This is a genomic window from Polynucleobacter rarus, from assembly GCF_003072505.1.
GTDB lineage: Bacteria > Pseudomonadota > Gammaproteobacteria > Burkholderiales > Burkholderiaceae > Polynucleobacter > Polynucleobacter rarus.
Genome location: NZ_NTGB01000001.1, coordinates 326,239 through 352,604, shown reverse-complemented (window position 1 = coordinate 352,604; position 26,366 = coordinate 326,239). Strand labels below are relative to the sequence as shown.

General features: G+C 42.1%; 25 protein-coding genes, 1 tRNA gene and 1 pseudogene. 10 read left to right on the top strand and 17 right to left on the bottom strand.

Features of this window, described 5'->3' with window-relative positions:
- Positions 1-2: 2 nt before the first annotated feature.
- Complete coding sequence (gene hxsA2 / locus AOC35_RS01600; RefSeq protein WP_108645459.1) at positions 3-296, bottom strand: His-Xaa-Ser repeat protein HxsA2; 294 nt, start codon at positions 294-296, stop codon at positions 3-5.
- 356 nt (positions 297-652) lie between these two features.
- On the opposite strand from hxsA2, the gene AOC35_RS01595 reads away from it, so the two are divergent.
- Positions 653-892 carry a hypothetical protein gene (locus tag AOC35_RS01595; protein WP_108645458.1) on the top strand — a complete coding sequence of 80 codons (240 nt, stop codon included), beginning with the start codon at positions 653-655 and terminating at the stop codon, positions 890-892.
- Between the two features lie 15 nt (positions 893-907).
- Here the strand turns inward: AOC35_RS01595 and AOC35_RS01590 are convergent, their stop codons facing one another.
- On the bottom strand, positions 908-1,525 hold the full coding sequence (locus AOC35_RS01590; RefSeq protein WP_159077430.1) for a hypothetical protein: 618 nt from the start codon (positions 1,523-1,525) through the stop codon (positions 908-910).
- A gap of 423 nt (positions 1,526-1,948) precedes the next feature.
- Here AOC35_RS01590 and AOC35_RS01585 point away from each other — a divergent pair, with 423 nt between their 5' ends.
- Entirely contained in the window at positions 1,949-3,139 is a 1,191-nt protein-coding gene (locus tag AOC35_RS01585) for an ISL3 family transposase (RefSeq protein ID WP_108645456.1), read from the top strand.
- A gap of 147 nt (positions 3,140-3,286) precedes the next feature.
- Here AOC35_RS01585 and AOC35_RS01580 read toward each other — a convergent pair.
- The 6 genes and pseudogenes from AOC35_RS01580 to cysS all read right to left on the bottom strand — a co-directional run bounded on the left by AOC35_RS01580 (position 3,287) and on the right by cysS (position 9,415).
- A tRNA-Ser gene (locus tag AOC35_RS01580) sits at positions 3,287-3,379 on the bottom strand.
- A gap of 132 nt (positions 3,380-3,511) precedes the next feature.
- The gene (locus AOC35_RS01575) at positions 3,512-4,756 is read right to left on the bottom strand and encodes an aspartate kinase (protein ID WP_108645455.1); all 1,245 of its coding nucleotides are present in this window, start codon (positions 4,754-4,756) and stop codon (positions 3,512-3,514) included.
- Positions 4,757-4,889: 133 nt separating this feature from the next.
- Positions 4,890-6,209, bottom strand: coding sequence for a tRNA lysidine(34) synthetase TilS (gene tilS / locus AOC35_RS01570; protein WP_108645454.1), 1,320 nt, complete (start codon positions 6,207-6,209; stop codon positions 4,890-4,892).
- The gene (locus tag AOC35_RS01565) at positions 6,178-7,146 is read right to left on the bottom strand and encodes an acetyl-CoA carboxylase carboxyltransferase subunit alpha (protein WP_108645453.1); all 969 of its coding nucleotides are present in this window, start codon (positions 7,144-7,146) and stop codon (positions 6,178-6,180) included. Before AOC35_RS01565 ends, tilS begins: the two co-directional genes overlap by 32 nt.
- 173 nt (positions 7,147-7,319) lie before the next feature.
- Positions 7,320-7,943 (bottom strand): annotated as a pseudogene (locus AOC35_RS01560) (DNA-3-methyladenine glycosylase family protein); the annotation flags it as partial.
- Positions 7,944-7,954: 11 nt separating this feature from the next.
- Entirely contained in the window at positions 7,955-9,415 is a 1,461-nt protein-coding gene (gene cysS, locus AOC35_RS01555) for a cysteine--tRNA ligase (RefSeq protein WP_108645452.1), read from the bottom strand.
- A 217-nt stretch (positions 9,416-9,632) separates the two neighbouring features.
- Here cysS and AOC35_RS01550 point away from each other — a divergent pair, with 217 nt between their 5' ends.
- The 3 genes from AOC35_RS01550 (at position 9,633) to AOC35_RS01540 (ending at position 11,803) form a co-directional block, all read left to right on the top strand.
- Complete coding sequence (locus AOC35_RS01550; protein WP_159077429.1) at positions 9,633-10,409, top strand: tetratricopeptide repeat protein; 777 nt, start codon at positions 9,633-9,635, stop codon at positions 10,407-10,409.
- Positions 10,410-10,512: 103 nt separating this feature from the next.
- Entirely contained in the window at positions 10,513-11,010 is a 498-nt protein-coding gene (locus tag AOC35_RS01545; RefSeq protein ID WP_108645450.1) for a peptidylprolyl isomerase, read from the top strand.
- Between the two features lie 10 nt (positions 11,011-11,020).
- Entirely contained in the window at positions 11,021-11,803 is a 783-nt protein-coding gene (locus tag AOC35_RS01540; RefSeq protein ID WP_108645449.1) for a UDP-2,3-diacylglucosamine diphosphatase, read from the top strand.
- 39 nt (positions 11,804-11,842) lie between these two features.
- Here AOC35_RS01540 and AOC35_RS01535 read toward each other — a convergent pair whose 3' ends face one another.
- Positions 11,843-12,676: an inositol monophosphatase family protein gene (locus AOC35_RS01535; protein ID WP_108645448.1), complete on the bottom strand. Its 834-nt coding sequence runs from the start codon at positions 12,674-12,676 to the stop codon at positions 11,843-11,845.
- A gap of 162 nt (positions 12,677-12,838) precedes the next feature.
- Here AOC35_RS01535 and AOC35_RS01530 point away from each other — a divergent pair, with 162 nt between their 5' ends.
- From AOC35_RS01530 to mutS, 3 genes are read left to right on the top strand one after another with little or no spacing between them, the layout of a single operon-like run.
- A complete protein-coding gene (locus tag AOC35_RS01530) occupies positions 12,839-13,588 on the top strand; it encodes an RNA methyltransferase (protein WP_108645447.1) in 750 nt (249 codons plus the stop codon).
- Between the two features lie 8 nt (positions 13,589-13,596).
- Positions 13,597-14,340, top strand: a complete 744-nt coding sequence (gene cysE, locus AOC35_RS01525) for a serine O-acetyltransferase (protein WP_108645446.1) — start codon at positions 13,597-13,599, stop codon at positions 14,338-14,340.
- Positions 14,341-14,345: 5 nt separating this feature from the next.
- Positions 14,346-17,003, top strand: coding sequence for a DNA mismatch repair protein MutS (gene mutS / locus AOC35_RS01520; RefSeq protein ID WP_108645445.1), 2,658 nt, complete (start codon positions 14,346-14,348; stop codon positions 17,001-17,003).
- A 75-nt stretch (positions 17,004-17,078) separates the two neighbouring features.
- Here the strand turns inward: mutS and AOC35_RS01515 are convergent, their stop codons facing one another.
- Complete coding sequence (locus AOC35_RS01515) at positions 17,079-17,369, bottom strand: nucleotidyltransferase family protein (RefSeq protein WP_108645444.1); 291 nt, start codon at positions 17,367-17,369, stop codon at positions 17,079-17,081.
- 36 nt (positions 17,370-17,405) lie between these two features.
- Entirely contained in the window at positions 17,406-18,011 is a 606-nt protein-coding gene (locus tag AOC35_RS01510; protein ID WP_108648663.1) for an FKBP-type peptidyl-prolyl cis-trans isomerase, read from the bottom strand.
- A gap of 17 nt (positions 18,012-18,028) precedes the next feature.
- On the opposite strand from AOC35_RS01510, the gene AOC35_RS01505 reads away from it, so the two are divergent.
- Together AOC35_RS01505 and AOC35_RS01500 are read left to right on the top strand one after the other, a co-directional pair.
- The gene (locus AOC35_RS01505; RefSeq protein WP_245898394.1) at positions 18,029-19,276 is read left to right on the top strand and encodes a cupin domain-containing protein; all 1,248 of its coding nucleotides are present in this window, start codon (positions 18,029-18,031) and stop codon (positions 19,274-19,276) included.
- Positions 19,277-19,430: 154 nt separating this feature from the next.
- A complete protein-coding gene (locus tag AOC35_RS01500; protein ID WP_108645442.1) occupies positions 19,431-19,625 on the top strand; it encodes a hypothetical protein in 195 nt (64 codons plus the stop codon).
- Between the two features lie 114 nt (positions 19,626-19,739).
- Here the strand turns inward: AOC35_RS01500 and AOC35_RS01495 are convergent, their stop codons facing one another.
- The 6 genes from AOC35_RS01495 to AOC35_RS01470 all read right to left on the bottom strand — a co-directional run bounded on the left by AOC35_RS01495 (position 19,740) and on the right by AOC35_RS01470 (position 26,365).
- Positions 19,740-21,269: a TolC family protein gene (locus AOC35_RS01495; RefSeq protein WP_159077428.1), complete on the bottom strand. Its 1,530-nt coding sequence runs from the start codon at positions 21,267-21,269 to the stop codon at positions 19,740-19,742.
- 423 nt (positions 21,270-21,692) lie between these two features.
- The gene (locus AOC35_RS01490; protein ID WP_108645440.1) at positions 21,693-22,352 is read right to left on the bottom strand and encodes a response regulator transcription factor; all 660 of its coding nucleotides are present in this window, start codon (positions 22,350-22,352) and stop codon (positions 21,693-21,695) included.
- Between the two features lie 100 nt (positions 22,353-22,452).
- Positions 22,453-23,604, bottom strand: a complete 1,152-nt coding sequence (bamC, locus tag AOC35_RS01485) for an outer membrane protein assembly factor BamC (RefSeq protein ID WP_108645439.1) — start codon at positions 23,602-23,604, stop codon at positions 22,453-22,455.
- Positions 23,605-23,669: 65 nt separating this feature from the next.
- Positions 23,670-24,596, bottom strand: a complete 927-nt coding sequence (gene dapA / locus AOC35_RS01480; protein WP_108645438.1) for a 4-hydroxy-tetrahydrodipicolinate synthase — start codon at positions 24,594-24,596, stop codon at positions 23,670-23,672.
- On the bottom strand, positions 24,586-25,176 hold the full coding sequence (locus tag AOC35_RS01475; protein ID WP_245898393.1) for a class I SAM-dependent methyltransferase: 591 nt from the start codon (positions 25,174-25,176) through the stop codon (positions 24,586-24,588). The genes dapA and AOC35_RS01475 overlap by 11 nt, the downstream gene beginning before the upstream one ends.
- A complete protein-coding gene (locus AOC35_RS01470; protein ID WP_108645436.1) occupies positions 25,163-26,365 on the bottom strand; it encodes a tryptophan--tRNA ligase in 1,203 nt (400 codons plus the stop codon). Before AOC35_RS01470 ends, AOC35_RS01475 begins: the two co-directional genes overlap by 14 nt.
- Between the last annotated feature and the right edge of the window lies 1 nt (position 26,366).

Below are 26,366 nucleotides of genomic sequence, written 5' to 3'. Positions count from 1 at the left end.
GATTATCTTGAAGAGTAATGGGAGCGGTGTGAACTATGGGAACTATGAGAATAATGATATGCAAGCATTTCTCCAATTTCATTAGGTTTTACAACCAGTGAATGTAACTCAGTTCCTTTTGAGTACTTGAACAAGTTACCAGTTAGCTCCTTGGTTGAGGCAATAGATTGGAGATCTTCAGCACTTTTGATTGTCTTAGATTCACCTAATGACGGAGTATTAGGTACATTAGCATTTGCCATAGGCATTGTTGCAATTAATGTGGTCAACGGGACTAAATATTTTTTTATAGACATTTTTCTCTCCAAGATTGATTCTCTAATCATACTATTTTTTTGATAAAAACTGTGCTAAATGACTTCAACAATTGAAACTATCCCGCTTGTAATGATCACTTTTAGATAAAATAATGTTAATCTAATTGCAATTTTTATGTCTAGCTGAATATATTTTTGCTCATTTATCTTTCTAGCTCTACCATTTTTAAAAAAGCATATTTAGATAACACGGTCGATTATTTAAGTAAATTAGTTATTTCAAGGAGTTCATCACTGCTTATCTCCTCTATTATTTTTATCTGCATCTATTAAATTTCGCAGTCTTTAAAAAAAAATAATTTTAAAATGCAGTACTTTTTTCTAAGGGATTTTGAATGAAACAAAAATGGGAACTTAAACAAGAACTTGAACATGAAAAGGGGGATGCAGGGATCTTTAAATTTTTGTTCTTAATGTTACTATTAGGTTTAATATTGGTAATTTTGTTTCAAAGAGAAAACAAGCTTTACTTGGTTATTATTTGCCTTGTAGTTTTAGGATTTTTTGGGGCTGGTTGGAGCGAGTCTTCATCTAGCGCTAGAAAAACACAAGAACAATTAGACGATCTTGACTAATCCTAATCCAGCTAATCAAACAAACTTTAAATCAAACCTCCTACTAGAGTTTGTAAAAAGGTAAACCTCTTCCTTAACTAATCTTCCATCTGAAATAGTTTTTAAACTTTTAAGTCCGTAATACCAATTACTATTTAAGTATTCTTTCCCCTCTTCTAGATAAAGTTCTCGAATCTCACAAGATATTTTATTAAAGTTGAAGTTTTCATCAAAAACACATATTTGCTGAGATTGTTCGTAATACCTATCAAAAACAATTGAAAAACTAAAGTTGTCTAGATTATTGTCAGAATAATCTATTTGGGAATACCAATCTTTATTAACCCCTTCACTAATATATTCTGCGTGTTGTTTCAAAGCCTCGTCATAAGCCTTTTGCAGTATTTCTCTCCATCGATAAACCTCTATGTCATTAATATAAAGTTTCATCAATTCAATATTAAATATTGGTGCTGAACGGATTTGATTATTATTTGCTTGTTGTTTGAATTTATTTAAATCTTGGTTAGATATTCCTATTTTCAAAAATCTTTTAGCTTCATCCAAACTAATTTCAACCAAGGAAAAGCTGATTCTAGGTGTTATAAGCCTGAGATAGTTATTTTTCGGATTAGACTTGGTTTTAGTAAGCATAAAAAATATTTGAGTTTTAGTTAAGTTAATACATTAAAACCAAATCTGTTTAATAAATACAGTTAATCTTGCTGAATTGATGCCAGTTGCCAATCGTTGCGTATGCTAAAAATATAAGTTATGTGGCAAAAAGCGAGGTTTTGGATCCCTTTACGGGTGATATTTCCTAAAAAATGTGAACCATTCGTGCAGATTTAGGTGTAAAAAGGGTGAACGGGTCCCATCGAACGAAATTTAGGGGGTGGGGGGTATTAGGGGGTAGCCCTCTAAAAATATTGATATGCCTCCCCCACTAATCATGTTTGTCTGGTGTTTAACAAACAGAAAATAGAGACAAACAAACGGCTCTTCATCATAAACGGGGGACAAAGGTATTTATTAAACTAGTTTTTTCGAAGAACTTTTTTAATAGAGGTAATACCCATGTCCCAAATAGATTCTATCTTAGGTCTGCCTGATCTTTCAATCGAACAAGTCAAACGTAGTGAACATGTTGAGGTTTGGTGTCGACCGAAGATGCGCCCAGCTTGTATTTATTGTGAACATCATCCTGTAAGGATTAAGTCAACACACCACCGAGTGTTGAAGCACACCCGACAAGGAAACCAATTGATGATTCTGCACTTGGCCCTACCAAAATACCATTGCCCAGAGTGCAATCACTATTTTCGGCATCCTCTACGGGGGATCCGGCCACGCCTGCGAGCGACCGAGTCTTATCGACTGGAGGTCTTTGAAGCCCATGATGGTGGCGTTAGTCAACGTAAACTGACCTTAACCCACAACATCGGCAGTGCGACTGTCGAGCGCTGGTACCAACACCATATTCAACGAAGAGTCTCAGAGCTATCTGGGCGTGACTGCCCTAGGATTCTGGGGATTGATGAACATTTCTTTAGTCGTAAAAAGGGCTTTGCCACGACGTTCGTTGACTTGAAGAACCACAAAGTCTTTGATGTGGTTCTCGGTCGCTCAGAAGCCAGTTTACGCCGCTATTTAAGCCAATTAACGGGCCGCGATCGCGTTCAGTTCGTCGTGATGGATCTCTCCGAAACCTATCGTAAGATCGTCCAACAATACTTTCCTCAAGCCAAGATTGTTGCTGACCGTTTTCATGTCATCCGACTCGTCAATCAGCATTTCTTGCAAGTCTGGAACCAACAAGACCCGGTTGGTCGAAAAAATCGAGGGCTCCTGAGTCTCATGCGTAGACATCACTGGAATCTCAGCCCAGAACAGCAGCTCAATCTCCGTCGATACCTCGAACAATTCCCCATACTCAAAGCACTTTACCAAGCCAAACAAAAGCTCAACTCGCTACTTCTGATCAAAAACGTTCGAGCAAAACATGCCAAAAAGTTCCTGCCACAACTCCTTCAATTACTGGATCAGTTTGAACAAAGTCCAGCGAAAGTCATTGCACACACCATTCGATCTTGGTTAGAACCTATTGTTCGAATGTGGCGGTTTTCTAAATCCAATGGCATTACTGAAGGCTTCCATACTAAAATGGAAATGATTTCTAGAAGAGCTTTTGGTTTTAGAAATTTCCAAAACTACCGACTCAGAGTCTTGGCTTTGTGTGGTTGGAGTGGAGTGATTAATCGTGTTTAATAAATGCTCATCCCCCGATTATGGTGAAGAGCCGCTTTGTGTGGTTGGAGTGGAGTGATTAATCGTGTTTAATAAATGCTCATCCCCCGATTATGGTGAAGAGCCTGAAGAGCCCCTAACCGCACAACCCTATATCACAAGGATTACTGGCGGAGACGGAGGGATTCGAACCCTCGATCCAGTTTTTGACCAGATGCTCCCTTAGCAGGGGAGTGCCTTCGACCACTCGGCCACGTCTCCGAACAACATAAAACTATTACCGATGTACAAGGTACATCTAGTAGCTAAACAAACATCCGTTATTCTAACGGATTTATCAACCTTTATGAAACTTTTAGGCTCAAATCTTCGATTCTTTTACTGGAAAAGCGCTTACTCTAGATCAAACGCCTTATGAAGGGCACGAACCGCAAGTTCCATATACTTCTCGTCAATCAATACTGAAATCTTAATTTCGCTCGTTGAGATCATCTGAATATTGATACCCTCTTCAGAAAGCGTTCTAAACATTTTACTAGCGATACCAACGTGTGAACGCATTCCAACGCCAACCACTGAAACTTTAGATACCTTCGGATCACCAGAAATTTCTCTTGCAGCGATATGTGTTTGAACCGTCGACTTTAATAGTTCCAAAGCTTTTTGATATTCAGCTCTAGGAACCGTAAAAGTAAAATCGGTAAAACCATCAACAGATTGATTTTGGATAATCATGTCCACATCAATATTGGCTTCAGCGATTGGGCCTAAAATTTGATAGGCGATACCTGGCTTATCTGGCACCCCTAAAACCGTAATTTTTGCTTCATCTCTTGCAAAGGCAATACCTGAAATAACTGCAGCTTCCATTTTTGGATCTTCCTCAAAAGTAATCAATGTGCCAGACTTCATTTCAACGTCGAGCGGAATCATTGGGTCAGTCAATGATGAGAGAACGCGTGTTTTTACGCGGTACTTACCAGCAAACTCTACAGACCGAATTTGTAACACTTTCGATCCTAAACTCGCCATTTCCATCATCTCTTCAAAAGTAATTCTGTCTAGGCGACGCGCTTCATCACAGACTCTTGGATCGGTCGTATATACACCGTCCACATCGGTATAAATCAAACATTCTTCGGCGCCCATTGCAGCAGCAATAGCGACTGCTGAGGTATCAGATCCACCACGACCTAAAGTCGTAATGTTGCCTTTTTCATCGACCCCTTGGAAGCCTGTAATCACCACGACTTTACCCAGATTGAGATCAGCTAATACTTTGTCTTTATCAATCGATTTAATTCGTGCTTTGGTATGGGCAGAGTCGGTTTGTATCACAACTTGCCAACCCGCATAACTTACTGAGCCAATCCCTTCTGCTTGTAAGGCTAATGCGAGTAAACCGGAGCTCACCTGCTCTCCAGTACTAGCAATTTGATCTAATTCTCTTGGATCAGGATGTAAGGTAATTTCTTTGGCAAGCCCTAATAAACGATTCGTTTCGCCTGACATTGCTGAAGGAACGACCACGATCTGATGACCGGCTCTTTGCCATTTAGCAACGCGCTTTGCAACGTTTTTAATGCGTTCCGTAGAACCCATTGAAGTGCCGCCGTACTTGTGAACAATTAATGCCATAAATAGTTATTCTCTGTTTGCAAACTACTACAAACAATGCTCAATTTAATAAAAGAAGTATTTTACACCTTGTCACCCAAATCGGGCAGGATTACTAGAGGGTTCTAACAACCGAAACTAATGAATTGCTTGATTAATTAAAATTTTTTTCTATCGGTTCCCAGTGCGCAACCCAACGCGTGCCCATCTCCACACACAGGTCAAGGTTCATGCCAACGCCTGCAACAGCAAGCACCTCTGAGCCGAGCATTAATAAGGGGGCAGTCCGCTGCCATGGTGGCACGGCCATTTCCTGAAAAAGGTTTTTCAATATTTTTCGAGGCGTCTTTGGCGCTACTCTGAGCTTTTCGCCACCTGAGCGCGCGCACTCTTGAATCAAACCATCAGCCAGTGCGCGCTCATAGTCCGCATTCGATAAACCATATCCAACCGTAGGGTCATTGATTACTTCAAAAACCCATTGCCCTTCTAAATCACTATCCACAATCGTTAAATGCTGTCGCCATAAGCGTAGTAATTTACCGTCATGTGCCCAGGATAAGCGCTGATCATTCAAATCTTTTAAACGCTCCATATCCAACCACCAAGCATTCAGACGCTCCTCACTCGGCATTAGAACACCTTGTACGGCCAACCATCTGCGCAGTGCATTACTGGCACGGTCCGTATCTTGAGTGCGCAGTATGAGTAAGGGCTTGATCTTTAAACCTAGCCTCTCGCTAATCTCCTGTAAGTCACTATCGGCTAATTGATCGAGTAAGCGTTGTGCTCGGCTAAAGTGCTGCGCTGAGCGAGCCAAATTGCTGCGAAATTGCGGTTGAATTTCTTCCACTAGCGGCAGAATTTTTTGTCGAATAAAGTTGCGCGTGAACTCTTCATCTTGATTACTAGGATCTTCAATCCACTCTAATTGATAGAACCGGGCGTAGGCTTCGAGTTCTGCACGCGTCAGATGTAAAAAAGGTCGCCAAATCGAAACATTGCCACTCGCAATTTCCTTTTGCATTGGCATCGCAGATAATCCCTGAATACCCGCGCCTCGAAAGAGTTGCAGTAAAACGGTTTCAGCTTGATCATCCTGATGGTGCGCTAGTAGTAAATGCTTAATTTGGTGCGCTTGACACATCTCCACTAAAGCATCATAGCGAACGACTCTTGCTCGAGCTTCAATATTATTTCGAGTATTGACATCTTCTGGCCACGCAATGGAGCGTGAATCAAATTCAATATCGTAGTCTTTAGCAATGCGGGCGCAGTGCGCCACCCAGTCTTTAGAAACATCCTGTAAACCATGGTGGACGTGCAGTGCCATCACATGCTCATGGCCGTAGGCAGCAACCATACTATGGAGAAGTACTGTGGAATCTAAGCCACCACTAAAGGCGACCGCAAGGCGATCACCCGGCTCAACCCTAAAAGAATTAGAGGGCAGTAGTGTCTTTAAATTTGCCATAACTTAAGAATCGTTCATGGCGACGCTCTAGCAATTCTTTTACGGTGAGACCAGTGAGCTGTCTTAAGGAATCCGCCAAAGCGCGTTTTAAAAGTACCATCATGCCGGCATGATCCCGGTGCGCACCACCGACTGGCTCACTCACAATTTTGTCAATGAGTCCTAAAGCTTTAATCCGGTGGGCAGTCAGTGCTAACTGCTCTGCAGCTTCAGGTGCCATCTCTGCTGTTTTCCACAGAATCGAAGCACAACCTTCTGGAGAAATCACTGAATAGGTCGAGTATTGCAACATCAACACCATATCACCCATCGCAATCGCAAGCGCACCACCAGAACCACCCTCACCAATAATGGTCGAGATAATCGGTACTTTTAATTCTGCTTGGGTATACAAGTTGTGTCCAATCGCTTCGGATTGGTTACGCTCTTCCGCATCAATCCCTGGAAAAGCACCCGGCGTATCAACAAAGGTAAACACGGGAATATCAAATTTTTCAGCCAAGCGCATCAGGCGCATCGCCTTACGATAGCCTTCCGGCTTACTCATCCCAAAGTTACGCATAGCACGCTCTTTAGTATCTCGACCCTTTTGGTGACCAATCACCATACAGGCAGAACCATTAAAGCGGGCTAGACCACCAATAATCGATAAGTCATCGGCAAAAGACCGGTCACCATGCAACTCATGAAAGTCTGTAAATAAGTGCTGAACATAGTCAAGCGTATAAGGTCTTTGTGGATGCCTCGCAATTTGCGAAACTTGCCAAGGTGTTAACTTCGAATAGAGATCCTTAGTTAGCTGTTGACTTTTATTAGCAAGTCTAGAAATTTCATCTGAAATATCTACGGCAGATTCATCCTGAACAAAGCGCAATTCTTCAATTTTGCTTTCCAGTTCAGCTACGGACTGTTCGAAATCTAAGAAGGTGTTTTTCATGGGATCATTCTACAACTGTTCTGTGAGCTTGCGAAGTCAAAATCGTCTATTCTTGATTGTTCAAACCATAAATCAAGGACTTATAAGTGTACATTTTCGATAAGAGACGGTTTATTGAGGCAAAGTAAGACTCTAAATTGAAATATTTAGACGCCATTTGCCTATAAGAGGATTCAATAATCTACCGGAGCAGGATCAAGACTTCGCCACATGTACCAAGTTGCCACGGTGCGGTAAGGCGCCCAGTTCGCTGCAACTTCACGCGCTTCGCTACGTGTTACGGCTTCCCCACTAAAATAGTTTTTTGAAATCCCATTTAACAAACCAACATCATCTAGCGGCGCAACATCAGGGCGTTTTAAGTTAAAGATTAAGAACATTTCCGCCGTCCAACGACCAATACCACGAATTGCCGTCAAATCTTTAATAATGGCTTCATCTTCTTGTAAATGCCATTTCACCTTACTCAGGCCTTGGTTTTGAAAATGATCAGCCAAATCCTTAACGTATTCAATTTTTCGAAAAGACAAGCCCGCTGTGCGCATCAACTGCGGGTCTAAATCGATAACGGATTTGGGTGTGACCTTTGGCATTAAGGCTTCAAAACGATTCCAAACCGACTGTGCTGCTGCCACCGAAATTTGTTGGCCGACAATCGACCTTGCCAAGGTTAAAAAGGGATCACCTCGTGAGATGATGCCACGATCCTGCAATTTTGGAATGAGCTTTTTTAAAATACGGTCCTGCTTCATCAGTACCGCACAAGCTTCTTCCCAATAGTCCGGCTGCGCTAAGTCCTCTTTCACGATTATTCTTTACGCCAGATGGTGAGACCACCAGGTTTATCCTCGAGGACAATCCCTTTAGAGAGCAAATCTTTTCTGATTTGATCGGACAACTGGAAGTTCTTATCTTTTTTCGCTTGGGCGCGTGAAGCAATCAATTGCTCAATGTCTTCTGCAGAAATCGACAGCACTCCACCTTGTAAATAGGCTTTAGTCGTTCTCTCGAGTAGCCCCAACTCATTAGCAAGTGTTTTCAGGGTATGCGCCAACTGTAAATAGCGTGCAGAGACTTCCGTTGCAATGAGTCGATCTTTTTCTTTATTGGTTTCAGTAGCTAGATTAAATAGAACGGCAATAGCTTCTGGAGTATTGAAATCATCGTTCATGGCGGCATTAAACTTATCCACAAAGACAGAATCCAGTGATTTTTCTGAACTGTTAGCAGCACTTTCATCAGTCACTGTATCCAGTAAGGAAAGTGCAGTATACAAACGCTCAAGTCCCTGTCTTGACTCATCTAAAGTAGCATCACTGTAATTCACGGGACTACGATAGTGCGCTCTTAAAATAAAAAAACGAATCACTTCTGGATCGTATTCCTTTAAAACATCCCTGAGCGTGAAAAAATTATTCAAGGACTTGGACATCTTTTCATCATTCACACGCACGTGACCGTTATGCATCCAATAATTGACAAACTCTGGATCCTTTGACTGGCCGTTCTCATCAAAAGTCCGAAACACCCCCTCAGATTGGGCGATTTCATTTTCATGATGCGGGAACTGCAAATCAGCTCCACCACCATGGATATCAAAGTGCTGCCCGAGTAAATCACAAGACATGGCAGAGCATTCAATATGCCATCCTGGACGACCTTCACCCCATTTAGAAAGCCACCTAGTATCGGCTGGTTCTTCTGGTTTGGCTGATTTCCACAAGACAAAATCGAGCGGATCTCTCTTATCACCAACAATAATTGCGCGCTCACCTTCTTCTAGCTCATCGAGTGATTTACCAGAAAGCTTGCCATAGCCTGGAAAGTTCCGTACAGAATAAATCACATCACCCGAGTCGGCTTGATACGCCAAATCCTTTTCAATTAACTTGCCAATTAGGCCCTGCATGGAATCAATATAGTCAGTGGCACGCGGCTCAGCATCTGGATCCAAAACCCCAAGTAAGCGCGCATCTTCATGCATCGCATCAATAAATCGTTGCGTTAAAGCCTTAATGGACTCACCATTTTCTAGGGCTCTTTTAATAATCTTATCGTCAATATCCGTGATATTACGCACATACTTGACCTCATAGCCACTGGCTCTGAGCCAACGCACGACCATGTCAAATACCACCATTGCGCGGGCGTGACCCACGTGACAAAAGTCATACACCGTCATGCCACACACATAGATTGAGACTTTCCCCTCATGGATCGGATGAAAATCTTCTTTTTGGCGATGTAAAGTATTGTAAATTTGCAGCATATTTATAGTTAGGCGTTTTGGTTGTAAGTCGGACTTAAAAGTATTTAAAGTTTCTGTATTGTAAAATGGTAACAATCACGGTTAGGTAGTATATTTGAATTTTTATGACTTCAACAATTGATTCCATAGCAAACAAAATGGGATTAATAAAACATCATCAATTGGCAGCAAATTAGGACAATACTATCTCATCGTCATCTTTTAAACGACTATACACTTGAACACATCAAACCAGAAACTCTTGCACTTACCTCTGCTAATTATCGCTGCAGTGTTAATGAGCGCTTGTTCAACGCCACTCAACAGTTTATTTACCCAAGATCCTCTAATTATTGCAAGATCGAGTCCAGTTGTCATGAACCCCGATCATGTGGTGCCTAGCTCACTCGAAGAAGCGACTAATCTGCCACCACAAAACTTAGGGCTTTATTCGCCAACGGGCTTGTCGACTTCGATGACCGCCAATAACACCGGCATGCAGTCCACCCCGATGACGCCTTCTTTAGCAACTCCGTTCATGGTATTGAAGAACGCTGAAATACCGCAATCTTCACAAAGTGCGTTGCCATTAAAAATCAATAATTTGATTAAACAAAAACAATGGGACGCAGCACTCGCAGAAATTGAAGTAGCTGCCAAAAAAAATCCGAAAAATGTCCAATTACTTTTTGTAAAATCGCGCATTTTGATTGAAAAAGGTCAGTTAGAACAGGCACGTTTAACTTTGCTAGAGATGATTGATAAATATCCTGAACTACCGGAACCTTACAATAATTTAGCGGTACTGTATGCCAATGCCGGCAAATTGGAGCTCGCCCGTGAAAATTTAGAAATGTGCCTTAAGCTCTCCCCAAATTACGCTACCGCTTTACAGAATTTAGGCGATGTTTATATCAAGATTGCTGCTCAGTATTATGGTAAGGCCTTTCAGAGTAACCGCCGCCTATCTGAAGCCCAAAGAAAGCAGAAACTAGCAGAGGCCATTGCAGATTAATTAACAGAAAATCGGCAGCGAATCGCTTAGTAAAATCGGTTAGAAAAATGTTTTATAGTAAATTTGAAGTTTGTAATAGTTTGATATTTTAAAAAGGAAAATAATGTCTTCAGTTCAATTCACCACCAATCATGGCAGTTTTACCATTACTCTTAATGAAGAATTAGCGCCAAAAACAAGTGCCAACTTCCTAGAATATGTCAATTCAGGTCATTACAACAACACGATTTTCCATCGTGTAATTAAAGATTTTATGGTGCAAGGCGGCGGTATGGAGCCTGGCATGAAGCAAAAAAAGACCAATCCTGAAATCGAAAACGAAGCGAATAATGGTTTAAAAAATACCCGTGGCACCGTGGCGATGGCAAGAACTAGTGCTCCGCACTCTGCCTCATCCCAGTTTTTCATTAACGTGGTTGATAACGCATTTTTAAACTACTCATCACCTACACCACAAGGTTGGGGATACGCGGTATTTGGTGAAATCACCGACGGTATGGATATTGTCGATGCGATTCGTAAAGTCCCAACTGGTAGCTCTGGATTTCATCAAGATGTACCAAAAGAAGATGTCGTCGTCATCGAAGCTAAAGTGATCTAAATAGCTCTTTATGATTTCTTATGACAACGCGCTGATTATTTCGGATATTCATTTAACGCCGGCGTATCCTTATACGGCTAAGCGTTTTATCGAGTTTTGTGAAAATGAAGCGCGTACGACACAAGCAATCTTTATTATTGGTGATTTGTTTGAATTTTGGGTGGGAGATGATGCACACTTGCATACTCCCTTCCATTTAGATATTGCCAAGCACCTTAAAGCAGTAACCGATAGCGGTGTAGCAGTCTATTTTATGGCAGGTAATCGTGACTTTATGCTAGGAGAGTCATTTAAGCAACTCGCCCACTGGCAAGTCATACCTGATCCATCATTAATTTCCATTGCTGGTGAAAAATGGTTACTCACGCATGGCGACGCCCTTTGTACTGCAGACCCTGCTTACCAGTTTTACCGTAATTTAACGCGGTTAAAGTGGCTACAAAAATTATTTATGAGAGTTCCTATCAGCTATCGCAAAAAAATGGCTGAACGTCTTCGCAGGAGAGCTACGATTAAATATCAACGTAAACAGTACTTTGATCTCGCGCAGGCGAATATCAAAGGAGATGTGACGCTAGAAGCCTGTGCCAAGATGACCAAAGACCTCGGCTGCACAAAACTGATTCATGGTCACACCCACCGCCCTAAATATCATAAAGAGTCTTATGACAATCAGACTTGGCAACGGTGGGTATTGTCCGACTGGGATTTAGACCACCCAGAGATGCTGCCTCATGCCAGCGGATTCCGAATTGATAAAAGCGGGCTTCAAGTAGTCAATCTAATTGCTTGAGCTTGAGCTAAAGATTAAGCCTAATTTTCAATAGATGAATTAATCTAGAATCTGCGCCATTTGGGCAAAGATTCTGGCGTTAGCAGCCATAATTTGACCGGTTTGGAAATGCGTTTCATTGCCTTTATAGTTGCCTACTAAGCCGCCCGCTTCCTGAATAATTAATACCCCTGCTGCCATATCCCAAGGCTTTAAATCTGCCTCAAAAAAGCCATCATAGCGACCCGCTGCTACATAAGCTAAATCCAGAGCAGCAGCACCAGGGCGACGCAGGCCTGCGCAAAGTCTAGTCATTTTTCTGAAGTTTCTAGTGTAGGTATCCAAATCTTGATCATCCCGAAACGGAAAACCAGTACCGATTAAACATTCCGATAATCTTGTTTCATTGGCAACGCGCAAGCGACGATTATTCAGATAGGCGCCAGCACCTTTGGTGGCCGTAAACAGCTCATCACGACTGGGGTCATAAATAACACCTTGCTGCAATACGCCATTTACCGCTAGGGCAATGGAAACAGCAAACTGAGGAAAACCATGAATAAAATTGGTAGTGCCATCAAGGGGATCAATCACCCACACATGATGGTCTTGATCAGGATCATCTTGACGCACAGCATCTTCCCAACTCATTGCGCCTAATTGTTCACCATCCGCTCTGATATAGCCTGTTTCTTCTGCTAAAAAATTGTGGTGAGGGTAAGCCTCACGCAGTACTTCAATCACGGCAGCTTCTGCAGCGCGGTCTACTTCCGTTACATAATCATTTTGTTGCTTACGAGCAACTTGCAGACGTTCAATATTCAGGGCAGCACGACTAATCACCGTGCCAGCATTTCGAGCGGCTTTAATCGCCACATTCATCATTGGATGCATAGAATTCTTTATAGTTAATGAACAACATATTGCGCGAATTGGTAAAGAGCAGGTTGGTTTATATGCCAACTTAATTCAGTATTTTAACCATTATTCCCCCAAAAAGCCATTATTCTGAACTCATTGCTACAATGGTTTAACGATATTTTTCATAAGTCACAGATGAATTCAGTCTATTGGATCTTGCATCAAACCTCTCATAACGGCAATGTCGGTTCAGCCGCTAGAGCCCTTAAAACAATGGGTTTTAGCGAGTTAGTGCTCGTTAATCCCAAAGATCCCCATGCCGCTCAAAGTTTGGATGCCGTCGCTCTCGCTAGTGGGGCAGAAAATGTCTTGCAAAGTGCCGTGTTAGTAAACGATCTGAGTACGGCGTGTCAAAATCTGCCGATTGTGTTTGGTTTAACGGCCCGCGACCGTGAGTTTGGACCGCCTTCGATTACCTTAAAAGAAGCCTGTCAAATTGCTGTTGCAACTCTAGCAAATGGTCAATCCGTCGGGTACTTATTTGGTACAGAGCGCACTGGTCTCGAAAACGAAGACTTACAACACTGCTCGCACCGGGTCTGGATTGATGCTAACCCTGCCTACTCCTCGTTAAATCTTTCACAAGCGGTCATGATCTGCGCTTATGAGCTCAGACAAACGCAAATACAAAGTGGTCTGACCAATGCAACACTACTCAATAGTTCTGAGCGCAGTAGTGAGAAAGCAACCATCGGCGCAGTGAATGCGGCCCTCGATCATCTCAAAGAAGGACTCGAGGCGATTGAGTTTTTAGATCCCAAACATCCCAAAAAACTGATGGAACGATTGCGCGCGATGTTTGACCGAGCTCAATTAGAAAAAGAAGAAATTGATTTAATCAGAGGAATCGCCAAGCAAATGCTCAATCAAAATCAAAAGAAGTAAAATGGGGTATGCCATTCAAAATATTTGAAACTGTTGATTCCATCATTGCCCGTGATCCTGCGGCTAGACACCGTTTAGAAGTTATCACTTGCTACCCCGGTCTGCATGCAATTGCAGCCCACCGGCTCAACCACTTTTTATGGACTATTGGTCTGAAGTGGTTAGCGCGATTTTTAGCTCACATTGCCAGACTCCTAACCGGAATTGAGATTCATCCAGGCGCAAAGATAGGTAAGCGTGTATTTATCGATCATGGTTTTGGTGTCGTGATTGGTGAGACCACTGAAATTGGTGATGATTGCACCATCTATCAAGGCGTGACCTTAGGTGGTACTTCGCTCTATAAAGGCGCCAAACGCCATCCTACGATTGGCTCCAAAGTGGTAATCAGCGCTGGGGCAAAGGTATTAGGTGGTTTTACGATTGGCGATGGCGCTCGGGTTGGTTCTAATGCAGTGGTACTCAAAGAAGTCCCTGCTGGCGCGACAGCGGTTGGTATACCCGCTCGGATTATTAAAGCAGAGTTACCTAGTAGCTCTAATCCGAGTACCCAAGCCCAGTTTTCTGCTTACGGAATTACGCCGGAAGCAGACGATCCGATGTCACTCGCGATGAAGAGTTTGATTGATGTGACATTAGAGTTAGAGGCGAAGGTGCAATTACTGGAGCGGTCGCAAAATACCAAAAATGATTCATCCTCCCCCGAGATCGAAAAAGACATTCATCAGTTGCGCGACTGGTTAAAAGACTAATTACCATGTCGGAGGCATTTGCTGGTCACTCTCCTGCTATGCAACAATTTTTGCGGATCAAATCGCAAAACCCACATGCCCTGCTCTTTTTTCGGATGGGCGATTTTTATGAGTTGTTTTTCGACGATGCGGTGATTGCTTCTCGCATTTTAGGCATTACCCTCACCCAAAGAGGGGCTTCGAATGGCGAGCCCATCAAAATGGCAGGTGTGCCCTACCATTCCGCTGAACAGTATTTAGCGAAATTAATTCAAGCCGGGCAAAGCGTTGCTATTTGCGAACAGATAGGCGATCCTGCGACGAGTAAAGGACCGGTTGAGCGCAAAGTCATGCGCATCTTAACGCCAGGCACCCTCACGGATAAAGCCTTACTTAGCGAGCGACAAGATGCCACCTTAATGGCTTGCTTCGCGCAGCACCAAACAGTCGGGATTGCTTGGTTAACCCTCGCTAGTGGTGACTTAAGAATCACGACCTGCCCACAGACTGACTTTGCCCAACATATTGCTCGGATAGCACCAGCTCAGTGGTTATGTGTGACCGAACAGGCTGAGCTATTGACACATTTAACCCAAGATATTGCTTCGCTAGCTCCCCCCGATCAAGGCTTGGTACCTTCTTGGCTATGGAGTGCACAAGAAGGTCAAGCGCGTCTCACACAGTTGTTAGATTTACCCGATTTACAAGCGATTGGCATTGATCAGGTTGGTGAGCATGCACTAGCATTTACTGCTTTATCCGCCCTACTGTCTTTTGCGGCGCATACCCAAGGCTTAGGTTGGGAAGGTAAGTTACCGCATATACCGACCTGTGTGCTCGAAAACCATCAATCGTTTATTAGCATGGACGCTGCCACCCGGCGTAATTTAGAGTTGACTCAAACCCTTCGGGGTGAGAGTGAGCCAACCTTATTTTCATTATTAGATGCCTGCGAAAACCCGATGGGTTCGCGTTTACTGCGTCACTGTATTCATCACCCTTTGCGTTCCCAAACAGAGACCGCAAAACGACACCAAGCGATTGAAATGTTGCTCGGTGAATATTTCGTGTTGCAAGAAATCCGCAGCTTTCTAAAACAAATTGCAGATATTGAACGTATTGCCAGTCGGATTGCTCTACGATCCATCCGGCCAAGAGATTTGGCTAGCCTGCGTGATACGCTTCAAATACTCCCCAAAGCGCAAGAGTTACTACAAATCTTTGGACAAGAAGGCTCCTACCTTCGTCAACTGACCAGTGATTTAGATACCCCTGCTGCCCTGTCTGATTTATTGACGCGCGCGATCATGCCAGAGCCTGCTGCAATCCTGCGGGAAGGCGGAGTGATTGCTGACGGCTATGATGCCACACTGGATGAGCTACGCTTACTGAGCGCCAATACAGGACAGTTTTTAATTGATTTAGAGGGGCGTGAACGAGCACGTACGGGGATCAATACACTGCGGGTCGAGTTCAATAAAGTACACGGCTTTTTTATAGAAGTCACGCATGGTCAAACCGATAAAGTGCCGCTCGATTATCAACGCCGCCAAACGCTCAAAAATGCGGAACGTTACATCACCCCAGAACTCAAAGCTTTTGAAGATAAAGCCCTCTCCGCAAAAGAAAAAAGTTTTGCTCTGGAGCGCCAATTATTTGATGAGCTCATTGACCAGTTGCAGACTGAAGTTCCCTTGATTCAGAAAATTGCTAAGGCTTTAGCGCAAATTGATTTGCTCTGCTCCTTCGCCGTCAAAGCACATGTTCTAAATTGGGTTAAGCCCGAATTAGTAGAGCCAGCAATGATACAGATCGAAAATGGTCGCCACCCAGTGGTGGAAGCCCAACTCGCTAAAAAATCTTTATCTTTTAGTGGGAACGACTGCGTTTTTAACTCTAGTCGTCGCATGCTCATGATTACGGGACCGAATATGGGTGGTAAATCTACGTATATGCGCCAAGTTGCCTTAATTACCTTAATGGCCTACCTTGGGTCTTATGTACCAGCTAGTAAAGCTGTGCTCGGGCCAATTGATCAAATCTTTACGAGGATTGGTGCTTCGGATGATTTGGCGAGTGGTCGTTCCACCTTCATGGTAGAAATGACTGAAGCAGCGGGTATTTTGCACCGCGCTACGCCTAATAGTTTAGTTTTAATGGATGAAATTGGCCGCGGTACCTCAACCTTTGATGGCCTAGCCCTCGCTTGGTCGATTGCCAAACATTTATTAGAACAAAATCAAAGTTATTGTTTATTTGCTACGCATTATTTGGAGTTAGCTAGCTTACCAAGTAGCTATGCACAGTGTACCAATGTGCACTTATCAGCGATGGAGCAAGGCAAGAACCTTATATTCTTACATCAGGTCAAACCTGGCCATGCCAGCCAAAGTTACGGGTTACAAGTAGCGAGCTTAGCTGGTGTGCCCAAATCAGTGATTTTGCAAGCTAGAAAAAAACTAAGTCAATTAGAAGCAAAGAGTGCGGAGGGTTCGGGCTCGCAAGCGGATTTATTTGCTCAAACGTCTAACCATGCCGATCTAACAGAGCAGACGTCAATAGAGGCTTATTTACCTTCAGAACCCAGTGCGCTTGAAATCGCTATACAAGAGCTTGACCCCGACTCATTAAGTCCCAAGCAGGCCTTAGAGGCTTTGTATCAATTAAAGAATCTGCAGAAGTAATTAAAGTTAGTAATGAATGGTAAGTTGCAAAACCATTCAATCAAATAGTCAACCACAAGTTATTAATGTATTTGTCTAAATTGGTTTGGCTTCTGCGAGGACTTGGGCTCTAAAGCGGTCAGGCAATGCGTTCGGAGTTAGAACATCTACAGGTACACCCAGCAATTGCAATAGCTCATGCCTGATAGCACCAATGTCAAAGTAAGTGGTTTCAGAAGTTGGGTCAATTAAGATGTCAAGATCACTATCTTCGTTATCTTCACCGCGCAGGACTGAATCAAAAACTCGGGCATTACCAGCTCGGTGGCGCTCTACAATAGCGCGAATAGCGATTCTATTTGACTCAAGTGCCTGTGAAGGTTTCATGGCATCCTTGTTAAGGAAATGGAAACTTACCGATTATTAATGCAAAGTTCCAGGACGATCCGACTCAGGTGGCAATAGATCATCTAAGTTCTCGTAATCCTCTTCCTCAAATTGATCTACTTGCAAGCCAATTTGATCATTGGCACGACCGTTTTCAATTTCTTCTGTACTGGCAGGTCGAACATCGGTTACTTGTAGCCAAAACCGCAAAGCTATCCCAGCGAGTGGGTGATTAGCGTCTAAAACCACGCGATCTTCGGCAAGATCAGTAATCGTATATATCAAAGAGTCTAGATCTTCATCATCCGGGTCGGCGAATTCTGCATTCTCGTCTTCCTCTTCATCCGTACTTGGAATCCCTTCAAACTGCATCCCAACTTCCAGAGGTTCTGGAAAGCGATCTCTATTCTCAATTCGGAGCAATTCCGCATCATATTCGCCAAAAGCGTCTTGCGGTTCCAATTGGACCTTGGTTTCAAAACCAATCTCCTGAGACTCTAGCAACTCCTCAATTTTTGGAAAAGTGCCGGCATATCCACCATGGAGATAGACCATTGGATCAGAAGATTCTTCAATAAGATTGTCTTGCGCATCAGTTAGGCGGTATATTAACGATACGACAGTATTTTTTTCAATTTTCATCATTAAAGATATTTTACTTGAAACTAATTTACACTCCCCCAACTCCACCTTTTCCAATGCCCCTTCGTGATCCGTGGGCTTTACTTGGCAATTTAAGTCCAAGTGAATTCATGCGTGATTACTGGCAAAAAAAACCCTTATTAGTGCGCGGTGCAATTCCCGCTTTTGGTATGTCTAAAGGGCTTGAGAGCCCCATTAGCGCAGCTGAACTGAATGATTTAGCCAAGCACGAATTGGTCGAATCTAGAGTCATTCAAAGTCATCCTTGGCGACTCAAGCACGGACCACAATCTGCCAGAGGAATTCCTAAAATTACGGAAAAAAACTGGACGATGCTGATTCAGGGGATGGAAGGCTGGCACCCTGCAGCGGCAAAAGTGTTGTCTTGGTTTCGCTTTATTCCAGATTATCGTCTGGACGATTTAATGATTAGTATTGCCGGTCCTGGTGGTGGAGTTGGTCCTCACCTGGATTCTTACGATGTCTTCTTGATCCAAATGTCAGGTCGCCGTAAGTGGGAGATTCAGAGCAATCCCGATAAACGATTTATCGAAGATTTGCCATTAAAAATACTCGAAAACTTCAACCCCACCGATGAGTGGGTCCTTGAGCCGGGCGATATGCTTTATTTGCCACCACAAGTGGCACACAACGGTGTAGCGCTTGATCCTGGCACACAAACTTGGTCAGTAGGCTTTAGAGCACCTAGTTATCGTGAGCTGATTCAAGAGACGCTGTGGCGTTTAGCCGATCAACTAGAAGATGATCTAAGTCTGTCTGACCTATTAACCGATGCAGGCCAAGTAGCCAGTGATCGCCCTGCCAAAATCCCTTCCCCCGTCATTCAGTCGGTGAAGCACCGTTTTCACGAACTGCCATGGCACGGTCAAGAGTTAGAAGAGTTGCTGGAATTCACTTTAGGCGAAATTTTGAGTGAACCAAAGCCTACGGTAGTCTTCTCACCGCCGTTTGAACCTTTAAGCGAAGCACAGTTCAGAAAAATCATCGTCCAAGAAGGTCTAGTAGTGCACCCACAAACGAGACTCAATATCAGTGGTGACTATTTATTTTGTAATGGTGCCTTACTGACATATTTAGACAAAAAATCAGATGCGTTTGAATCATGGCTACTGTTTGCCCATCAAAGAGGCTTTGCGCCCAAACAGTGTCGCAGATTTTTGTCTTATGCCTCCATGTTTGAACCCGTCTATGAGGGATATTTAGATGGTTGGTTTGAGTTAGGTGCCTATGCTCCAGGTGAGTGAATTTTTAATCCCTTAAAACCAAATTGCCCTTAATTAACGCTTATGACAGTAATGAAATAACTTTTAGCTATAATTCAGATTGGATTAAAATTTAATTCCAACATTAATTACCGGTAATTATTGTATTTTTAAAAAATTTTAAAGGATTATTCAAATGAACAAGTCACTATTATTAGCTACATTATTTGCTTTATCAATCGCTGCTTGCAGCAAAACAGAAAAGCCAGCTGAACCAGCTCCAGCACCTGCTGCTGAAGCTCCAGCTGCTGCTCCTGCAGAAGCTGCTAAAGATGCTGCTGAAGCTGTTAAAGCTGCTGAAGCTCCAGCTGCTGCCCCTGCTGCTAAGTAATTCGTTACTTTGTTTGCAAAAAAAGCCGCTTATGCGGTTTTTTTTTCGTCCATTTGTTTCTGTTTTACTTTAGCTTTTTTAGCTTAGTGTTTTAGCTTCGTGTTTCAGTTTAGATTAGGGAATCTGATCTATCGGAATAATATCAATCGTTTTCTTTGGGATGGGTTTGATAGGCTTAGTCTCCACCACTGCAGCACTTACTTTCGTAGGTTCAACCACTTCTGGAGTTGTTTTGACAGCAGAATATTTCGAGTTAACTGGTTCAACTACAACTTTAGGTGTTGGTAAGGGATCGCTAGTGAACACACGGTAACGGACTGGATCCGGGATATAAACCATGTTTGCGACTTCAGGATCTGGTAAAGGCGGTTTGAGTGGCGTTGGTTTCGTGTTTTTAGCTTTGGCACTGATTGATTTGGGACTATTCGCATCAGGTATAGCAACATCTTGCTTAGCTGATAAGCTTGATTTATTTGGTCGTAGATTAACGGAATCTTTGGACGCTATAGGTGCCATAGGTACTTTAGGCTCTTCTAAAGTAACCATACTTTTATAAGTTCCAGGAGATTCCTTGACAGTGGGTGGTGTAACAATCGTTGAAGCTACTGATGGAGCTGTGCCATATTCTGTCACTTTCCTGTCAAGGTTAAAGTTCTCAACAATATTAAATTTATTCTCACTCGGTTCTTCCTTTTTAAAGACGGCAATCCGAACTGGTGGTTTTGTTGGATCTTCAAAATACTTGGTGATTTGCGTAAAACGATCTAAGTCAAGCGTACCACTCAATTGACCCATTTTAAGAAACGCAATGAGATAATTATATTTGGCTTGGGCGAGGTCACGATTATTGTTAGAAAGTGACTTTTGCGCATTCAATAGATCCACGTTCGCTCTTTCTCCAAATTGAACGCTTTTTTGCATCGCCTTGACTAACTCTGTAGAAGAGTCGACCGCTTGGCTAATAGCTTTAATCTTTTCAATACTTGTTTGGACTATATCGTATTGTTTTTTTAATTCGGTAATCGTTTGATCTCGCGTCGCATCAAAATCTGCCTTCGCTTTTTCATAGGCTGCGTAAGTTTGTGCAATTCTCGCGTCACTTTCACCACCCGTATAAATCGGAACTGTTACTTGGATACCGATGTAGTTTTGATTGTAACCAAGGCCGATAGAAGTTAATGTAGCTGAAGTTTGACTCGAAAGTGTACCAACTAAATTTACCACTGGATATTTACCCGCAACTGCTTTCTCATACTCCCTCAACGCCACTTCAGTTTGGAAAGCTTGAGCCTTAATTTGAGAGCTATTTAACATCGTCACGTCCCGCCGTTCTGTAAAGCTTTTGAATGACATTGGCAAAGCTTGAAACCGACGATCAATTGGGGTTATTTCTTGTATAGTTGCCGGATAACCAATTATATCAACCTGTTTTCGACGAGCGTTTTCTAGGTTATATTCAATATCAATAATTTTTGACATAGAAATTCGATAAGCAGCTAATGACTCTAAAACATCAGTTTTTGAACTTTCGCCGTTAACGAAAAATTTCTCCATGAGTTTTGACTGTTCTAAAAAGGCATCTCGCTCCGTAACTTGAATCCACGAGATTTTATTAATCAGTAGTTTAAAATTTGAATTCAACATCATGTCAGAGTCAATTGAAATCAAGGTTTACATCCAATTTAAAAAATAGTATATTTGTACTATAAATCTATTTAGTTCGAAATTTTAGTACTTTTTTTCAAAAAAAATTAATTAAAAATTTTAGACTTTTTTGTATTTTCATAACATAAAAAGACTGAAAAACATCTACAACTTATCTTGTAAAATCAACGTGATGTCATTGTTTGCTCAGCGCTTAAATCAACTAATTTTCTGAACCTACAACTTCTCTGATTTGATCATTCAAACTAATCATTAAAACGATACTTCCACAAATCCAATCGATGCAAAAGCATTCATCATTAGCAATTTTATCTTAAATTGGAACCATTAAAGCAAAACGCCACTAGCTTAGCAGTGGCGTTTGGTAAAGTTGCTTATAATCTCTTTTGTTTATTGCTGGATTTAGGCACTTTTTAAATGCTCTAAACAAAATACATAGAGTTCCATACGACTTTTGACTCCCACCTTGCCATAGATTGCAGCTAAATGATTTCTTAAGGTATGTTCAGATATGTGTAGTTCACTGGCAATTACCTTGTAGCTCTTATCAGAACTAACAATGATTGCTTCAATGATTTTATGTTCTTTTTTGGTGAGAGACTCTAATTTGAGTTGTTCCTCAGTTTTAACTTTAGGAGAGCTAGCTTTAGCAATTTCTAAAAGAATTCGAGAAGTTGCATTACGGTTGACCCAAATTTCTCCAGCATTGATCCTGTCAATCGCCTTTAACAAGGTTTGAGCTGAATCATTTCTGCCAATAATTCCTCTTGCACCTTTAATAACCACTTGATCGTGTAGTTCACCCTCTTCAGCACCAGAAATAACCAAAATATTAGTCTGAGAAATGTTTAAGATTTGGGCAATGAGTTCAATCGAATCACCTTCCAACATGGCAGAATTAATTAAAACCACATCTGGATTTTTCGTATAAATTTCTTCCAAGGCTTGTTGATGGGTATTAACGACACCCACCAACTCAATATTAGAATCAGTTTTTATGAGATTCTCAATGCCCCAAATCAGTATCTGAAAATCATCAACCATTAATACTTTAATTGCCATTAAATTTTTATGCCTTTTATATTTGACTTAGTGCTTATTATAATGTAACAGAAGTTTCACTAGACAATTCACTAGACAAATATCTAAAGGAACTCGCTTCTTATATTGCCACCTGTTGATCTAAAATCGTTAGGATAGGTTTGGCAACTTCCGGTGTGGTAGCTTTTCCAAGTTCATCAAGCACTATAACTTTAGTAGAAGTGTTATCCACTGATTTCACAATGACTTGATATTTTTTAGCTTTTTTCAACTCGTCTTCTTTTGATGGGCTGAACAAGCTAGAAAACCAACCTTCTTTTTTCACAGGATCAAGATTAGACCTCACATAACGGACATAAAAGATACCCTTTGAGCGATCGCGGTCCTCTACCGAGAAATTAGAACGATCTAAACCTAAACCGACTTCACGCCAAGCACGATCAAAACCTTGAGCGATAACGAGTGTATCGACTTGATCAATTGTTTGTATTCTTGCTACACGGGCTTTACTTGTATCGCTGGCAGTTTTGACTGCTGTTTTTGCCGTTTCATTACTCGCACCAAGATAAACTAACATTCTGGTTAACAACTCTGCCTCTAGTTCAGGATCTGAAGGTCTAGCTGTCCACATTGTCGTATTTTTATCAGCGCCTGTTAACTCTTCTTTGGCCCCTTTGTGAGAGATGTAGATTTCTGTTTCTCCTTTGGGTGATTTTTCTAAACGAGTTCTAAATTTATCCCGCTCACCAGTAGAGTAAATCGTCTCCAAATTCTTACCTAAAAATCGACGGACCATGTCGTCTGGAATATTTGCTCTGTTTTCAGCCCAGTCCGTTTCCATGATGCCAGTGTTAGGCGAGTCAGTTGCTAATAAAAAACCAGTATCTTCCCAAAAGCTTTTGATTTTCGGATAGAGCTCAGCGCTTGACTTTTGTGCGACGATCCAACGACGGTTACCCTCTCGTTCAATCTTAAAGCCAGCTTGTTCAGGCGTTACGGTATTTTTATTGACGACTTCTTTACCCTTAGTCGTGGAGGAGTTGTACTGCGATAAAGTAGCTACGCCATCAGAAACGCCGTATCTTTTATCCATATTCGGCATTGATAAATCTGGTGGAACACTTAAATTAGGCGTTTTCTTTTCACCTTGCGATTTATAGTCAATTGATTCATTGGTGAATGACGTGGTACAAGCAGTGATAGTTAACAAGGCTAAAACTAGTAAGCCAAATTGGGGGTACTTTGTAATACGCATTAAAAATTCTCTTTTCATAGTTTGCGAGTATTAATTATTGATACGATTTCTTTAAAACATGACAAGTTCGATCGAAACTGAGTTTAATCAGCTTTAATTAATCCTACTTGAATTAGTTCGTTTTTAAGATTCTCTCTTAATGAAACAGACATCGGCAATAAAGGCAGACGAATACCTGAATCTATTTTACCCATTTCATGTAACGCCCATTTGACAGGGATTGGATTGGGTTCAACAAACATTAATTGATGTAGTTTTAACAACTTTAAGTGAATAGCTTTAGCCGTTATTAAATCGCCTTGAATCGCCGCTTCACACAATAAAGACATTTCCTTTGGGGCAATATTGGCGGTTACAGAAATATTACCATGACCACCCATCAACATTAAAAAGATGGCAGTTAAATCATCGCCTGAGAAGACCGCGAAATGATCGCTCCCTTGGCGCTTTAAAGCGTTGATTAAATCACAGACTCTTTCTAAATTTCCAGTTGCATCTTTTAAGCCATTGATTCCAGGAACTTGCGCCAATCTTAAAATCGTCGCATTACTCATATCGGCTACAGTTCTGCCAGGCACGTTATACAAAATCACTGGTAAATCGACTTTTTCTGCAATCGTTTTGAAGTGTTGATACATTCCTTCTTGAGTGGGTTTGTTGTAGTAAGGAACTACCTGTAAGGAAGCATCAGCCCCAACGCTTTTCGCAAAAGCAGTCAATTCAATTGCTTCTAAAGTGGAATTTCCGCCAGTTCCTGCAATGACAGGTATGCGCCCAGCAATATGCTCAACTGCTACTTTAATAAGTTCACTATGTTCCTCAACATTGACCGTGGGTGACTCTCCAGAGGTGCCAACAATCACAATACCGTGAGTACCTTGCTCAACATGCCAGTCAAGTAAAGACTTCAGACTTGGCAAATCTAATTTACCATCGGCCAACATTGGCGTGGCGATGGCAACAATACTACCTAAGATAGGTAAATTTGGATAAAGTTCTTTAATATTCATTTTGTAATTGTAGCCCAATGAGGTTTTGCTTTACAGCACAAATCCTTTGAATCATTGCAGGTTTTGGCCTTTCCAAATAACCCTGCTCAAAAGAAACGACCGAATAATCACTCCGTGCTTGCATATATTGCCACAACTCATCCTTTTGTAACAAAAATGCAGGATTGGAAGGCTTACCGAACCGTTCATTACCTAACGCAAAAGTTTCATAAATGATGACACCGCTAGGTAATATTAGGTCGAGTAACTGTTGGATATGCGGACGATAAAGATAGTTTGTCACCATGATGCCATCAATTGGATATGCATCTGGTAGTAACGGAAAATCAGCCTGTTCTAAATCTAGCTCAAGAACGTGTAGGTGATTTTGCAAATGAATAGGTAAGGAGTGCTTCAGCTCTAAGATTGGGCTGGTGTTTAAATCGATTGCAAGGACTTGATAACCTAACTCCAAAGCTAACTTGCTATGACGCCCACTACCACAAGCCAAATCTAGAACAAAACCTTGCTCAGTTTTAGGAATTAAAGAAATAAACCTCTTCACCCAATCTGAAGGAGCAACACTACTATGAGTAATCAAGACCCATCGCCTCGCGCACATCTCGCATCGTTTCTTGTGCAACTTTACGAGCATTATCACAACCATCCGCAATAATTGCCCTTAACAAACTAGGATCATCCAAATACTTTTGAGCTCTTTCTAGCATGGGTTGCTGCTCTACTAAAATACTTTTTATTAAAGGCTCTTTACATTCAATACAACCAATACCCGCACTCTGACAACCACTTTGCACCCAAGCTTTGGTCGTCTCTTCCGAGTAGACTTCGTGCAATTGCCAAACTGGACAATGCTTTGGATTTCCTGGATCGGTTCTTCTTACGCGCGCTGGATCGGTGGGCATCGTCTTCACTTTTTTAGTGATAGACTCTTCGCTTTCCCGCATAGAGATTGTATTTTGATACGATTTAGACATCTTTTGACCATCTAGGCCAGGCATTTTGGATGCTGGCGTTAGTAAGGCCTGTGGTTCAACCAGGATAATTCTTCTGGAACCTTCAAGATAGCCAAACAATCTTTCACGATCACCCATCGATAAACTTTGATCTTCATGCACAATGGCTTTGGCTGTTTCAAGGGCTTCTTGATCGCCCTTCTCCTGAAAAGCAGTTCTAGCTTCTAGATAAAGTTTGGTTCTTTTACCGCTGAGCTTTTTAGCGGCGATCATCGCCTTTTCTTCGAAACCAGCTTCACGTCCGTAGAGATGGTTAAAACGTCTAGCAACTTCACGCGTCATTTCTACGTGAGGGATTTGATCTTCGCCAACGGGAACCTGCTGGGCACGGTACATTAAAATATCGGCCGCTTGTAACAAGGGATAACCTAAAAAGCCATAGGTCTGTAAATCTTTTTCTTTGAGTTTTTCGATCTGATCTTTATAGGTTGGCACCCGCTCTAACCATCCCAAAGGAGTGCCCATCGAGAGGAGTAAGAACAATTCCGCATGTTCAGGCACACGGCTTTGAATAAATAAGGTGCTTTGGGTTGGGTCAACGCCGGCTGCAAGCCAGTCAACTACCATATCCCAAACTGAAGCTTCAATAATCTCTGGACTGTCGTAATGCGTGGTTAAAGCATGCCAATCTGCTACAAAGAAAAAGCAGGGATATTCGGATTGCAAACGAATCCAATTTTTAAGAACCCCGTGATAATGACCAAGGTGCAAGGAGCCCGTCGGGCGCATTCCAGAAATAACGCGTTCAGCAAACATA

Excerpts from the sequence above, each read along its gene's own strand:
- hxsA2 (WP_108645459.1), bottom strand. The coding sequence starts at position 296 with ATGTCTATAAAAAAATATTTAGTCCCGTTGACCACATTAATTGCAACA.
- AOC35_RS01595 (WP_108645458.1), top strand. The coding sequence starts at position 653 with ATGAAACAAAAATGGGAACTTAAACAAGAACTTGAACATGAAAAGGGG.
- AOC35_RS01590 (WP_159077430.1), bottom strand. The coding sequence starts at position 1,525 with ATGCTTACTAAAACCAAGTCTAATCCGAAAAATAACTATCTCAGGCTT.
- AOC35_RS01585 (WP_108645456.1), top strand. The coding sequence starts at position 1,949 with ATGTCCCAAATAGATTCTATCTTAGGTCTGCCTGATCTTTCAATCGAA.
- AOC35_RS01575 (WP_108645455.1), bottom strand. The coding sequence starts at position 4,756 with ATGGCATTAATTGTTCACAAGTACGGCGGCACTTCAATGGGTTCTACG.
- tilS (WP_108645454.1), bottom strand. The coding sequence starts at position 6,209 with ATGGCAAATTTAAAGACACTACTGCCCTCTAATTCTTTTAGGGTTGAG.
- AOC35_RS01565 (WP_108645453.1), bottom strand. The coding sequence starts at position 7,146 with ATGAAAAACACCTTCTTAGATTTCGAACAGTCCGTAGCTGAACTGGAA.
- cysS (WP_108645452.1), bottom strand. The coding sequence starts at position 9,415 with ATGCTGCAAATTTACAATACTTTACATCGCCAAAAAGAAGATTTTCAT.
- AOC35_RS01545 (WP_108645450.1), top strand. The coding sequence starts at position 10,513 with ATGTCTTCAGTTCAATTCACCACCAATCATGGCAGTTTTACCATTACT.
- AOC35_RS01540 (WP_108645449.1), top strand. The coding sequence starts at position 11,021 with ATGATTTCTTATGACAACGCGCTGATTATTTCGGATATTCATTTAACG.
- AOC35_RS01535 (WP_108645448.1), bottom strand. The coding sequence starts at position 12,676 with ATGCATCCAATGATGAATGTGGCGATTAAAGCCGCTCGAAATGCTGGC.
- AOC35_RS01530 (WP_108645447.1), top strand. The coding sequence starts at position 12,839 with ATGAATTCAGTCTATTGGATCTTGCATCAAACCTCTCATAACGGCAAT.
- cysE (WP_108645446.1), top strand. The coding sequence starts at position 13,597 with ATGCCATTCAAAATATTTGAAACTGTTGATTCCATCATTGCCCGTGAT.
- mutS (WP_108645445.1), top strand. The coding sequence starts at position 14,346 with ATGTCGGAGGCATTTGCTGGTCACTCTCCTGCTATGCAACAATTTTTG.
- AOC35_RS01515 (WP_108645444.1), bottom strand. The coding sequence starts at position 17,369 with ATGAAACCTTCACAGGCACTTGAGTCAAATAGAATCGCTATTCGCGCT.
- AOC35_RS01510 (WP_108648663.1), bottom strand. The coding sequence starts at position 18,011 with ATGAAAATTGAAAAAAATACTGTCGTATCGTTAATATACCGCCTAACT.
- AOC35_RS01500 (WP_108645442.1), top strand. The coding sequence starts at position 19,431 with ATGAACAAGTCACTATTATTAGCTACATTATTTGCTTTATCAATCGCT.
- AOC35_RS01495 (WP_159077428.1), bottom strand. The coding sequence starts at position 21,269 with ATGTTGAATTCAAATTTTAAACTACTGATTAATAAAATCTCGTGGATT.
- AOC35_RS01490 (WP_108645440.1), bottom strand. The coding sequence starts at position 22,352 with ATGGCAATTAAAGTATTAATGGTTGATGATTTTCAGATACTGATTTGG.
- bamC (WP_108645439.1), bottom strand. The coding sequence starts at position 23,604 with ATGAAAAGAGAATTTTTAATGCGTATTACAAAGTACCCCCAATTTGGC.
- dapA (WP_108645438.1), bottom strand. The coding sequence starts at position 24,596 with ATGAATATTAAAGAACTTTATCCAAATTTACCTATCTTAGGTAGTATT.
- AOC35_RS01470 (WP_108645436.1), bottom strand. The coding sequence starts at position 26,365 with ATGTTTGCTGAACGCGTTATTTCTGGAATGCGCCCGACGGGCTCCTTG.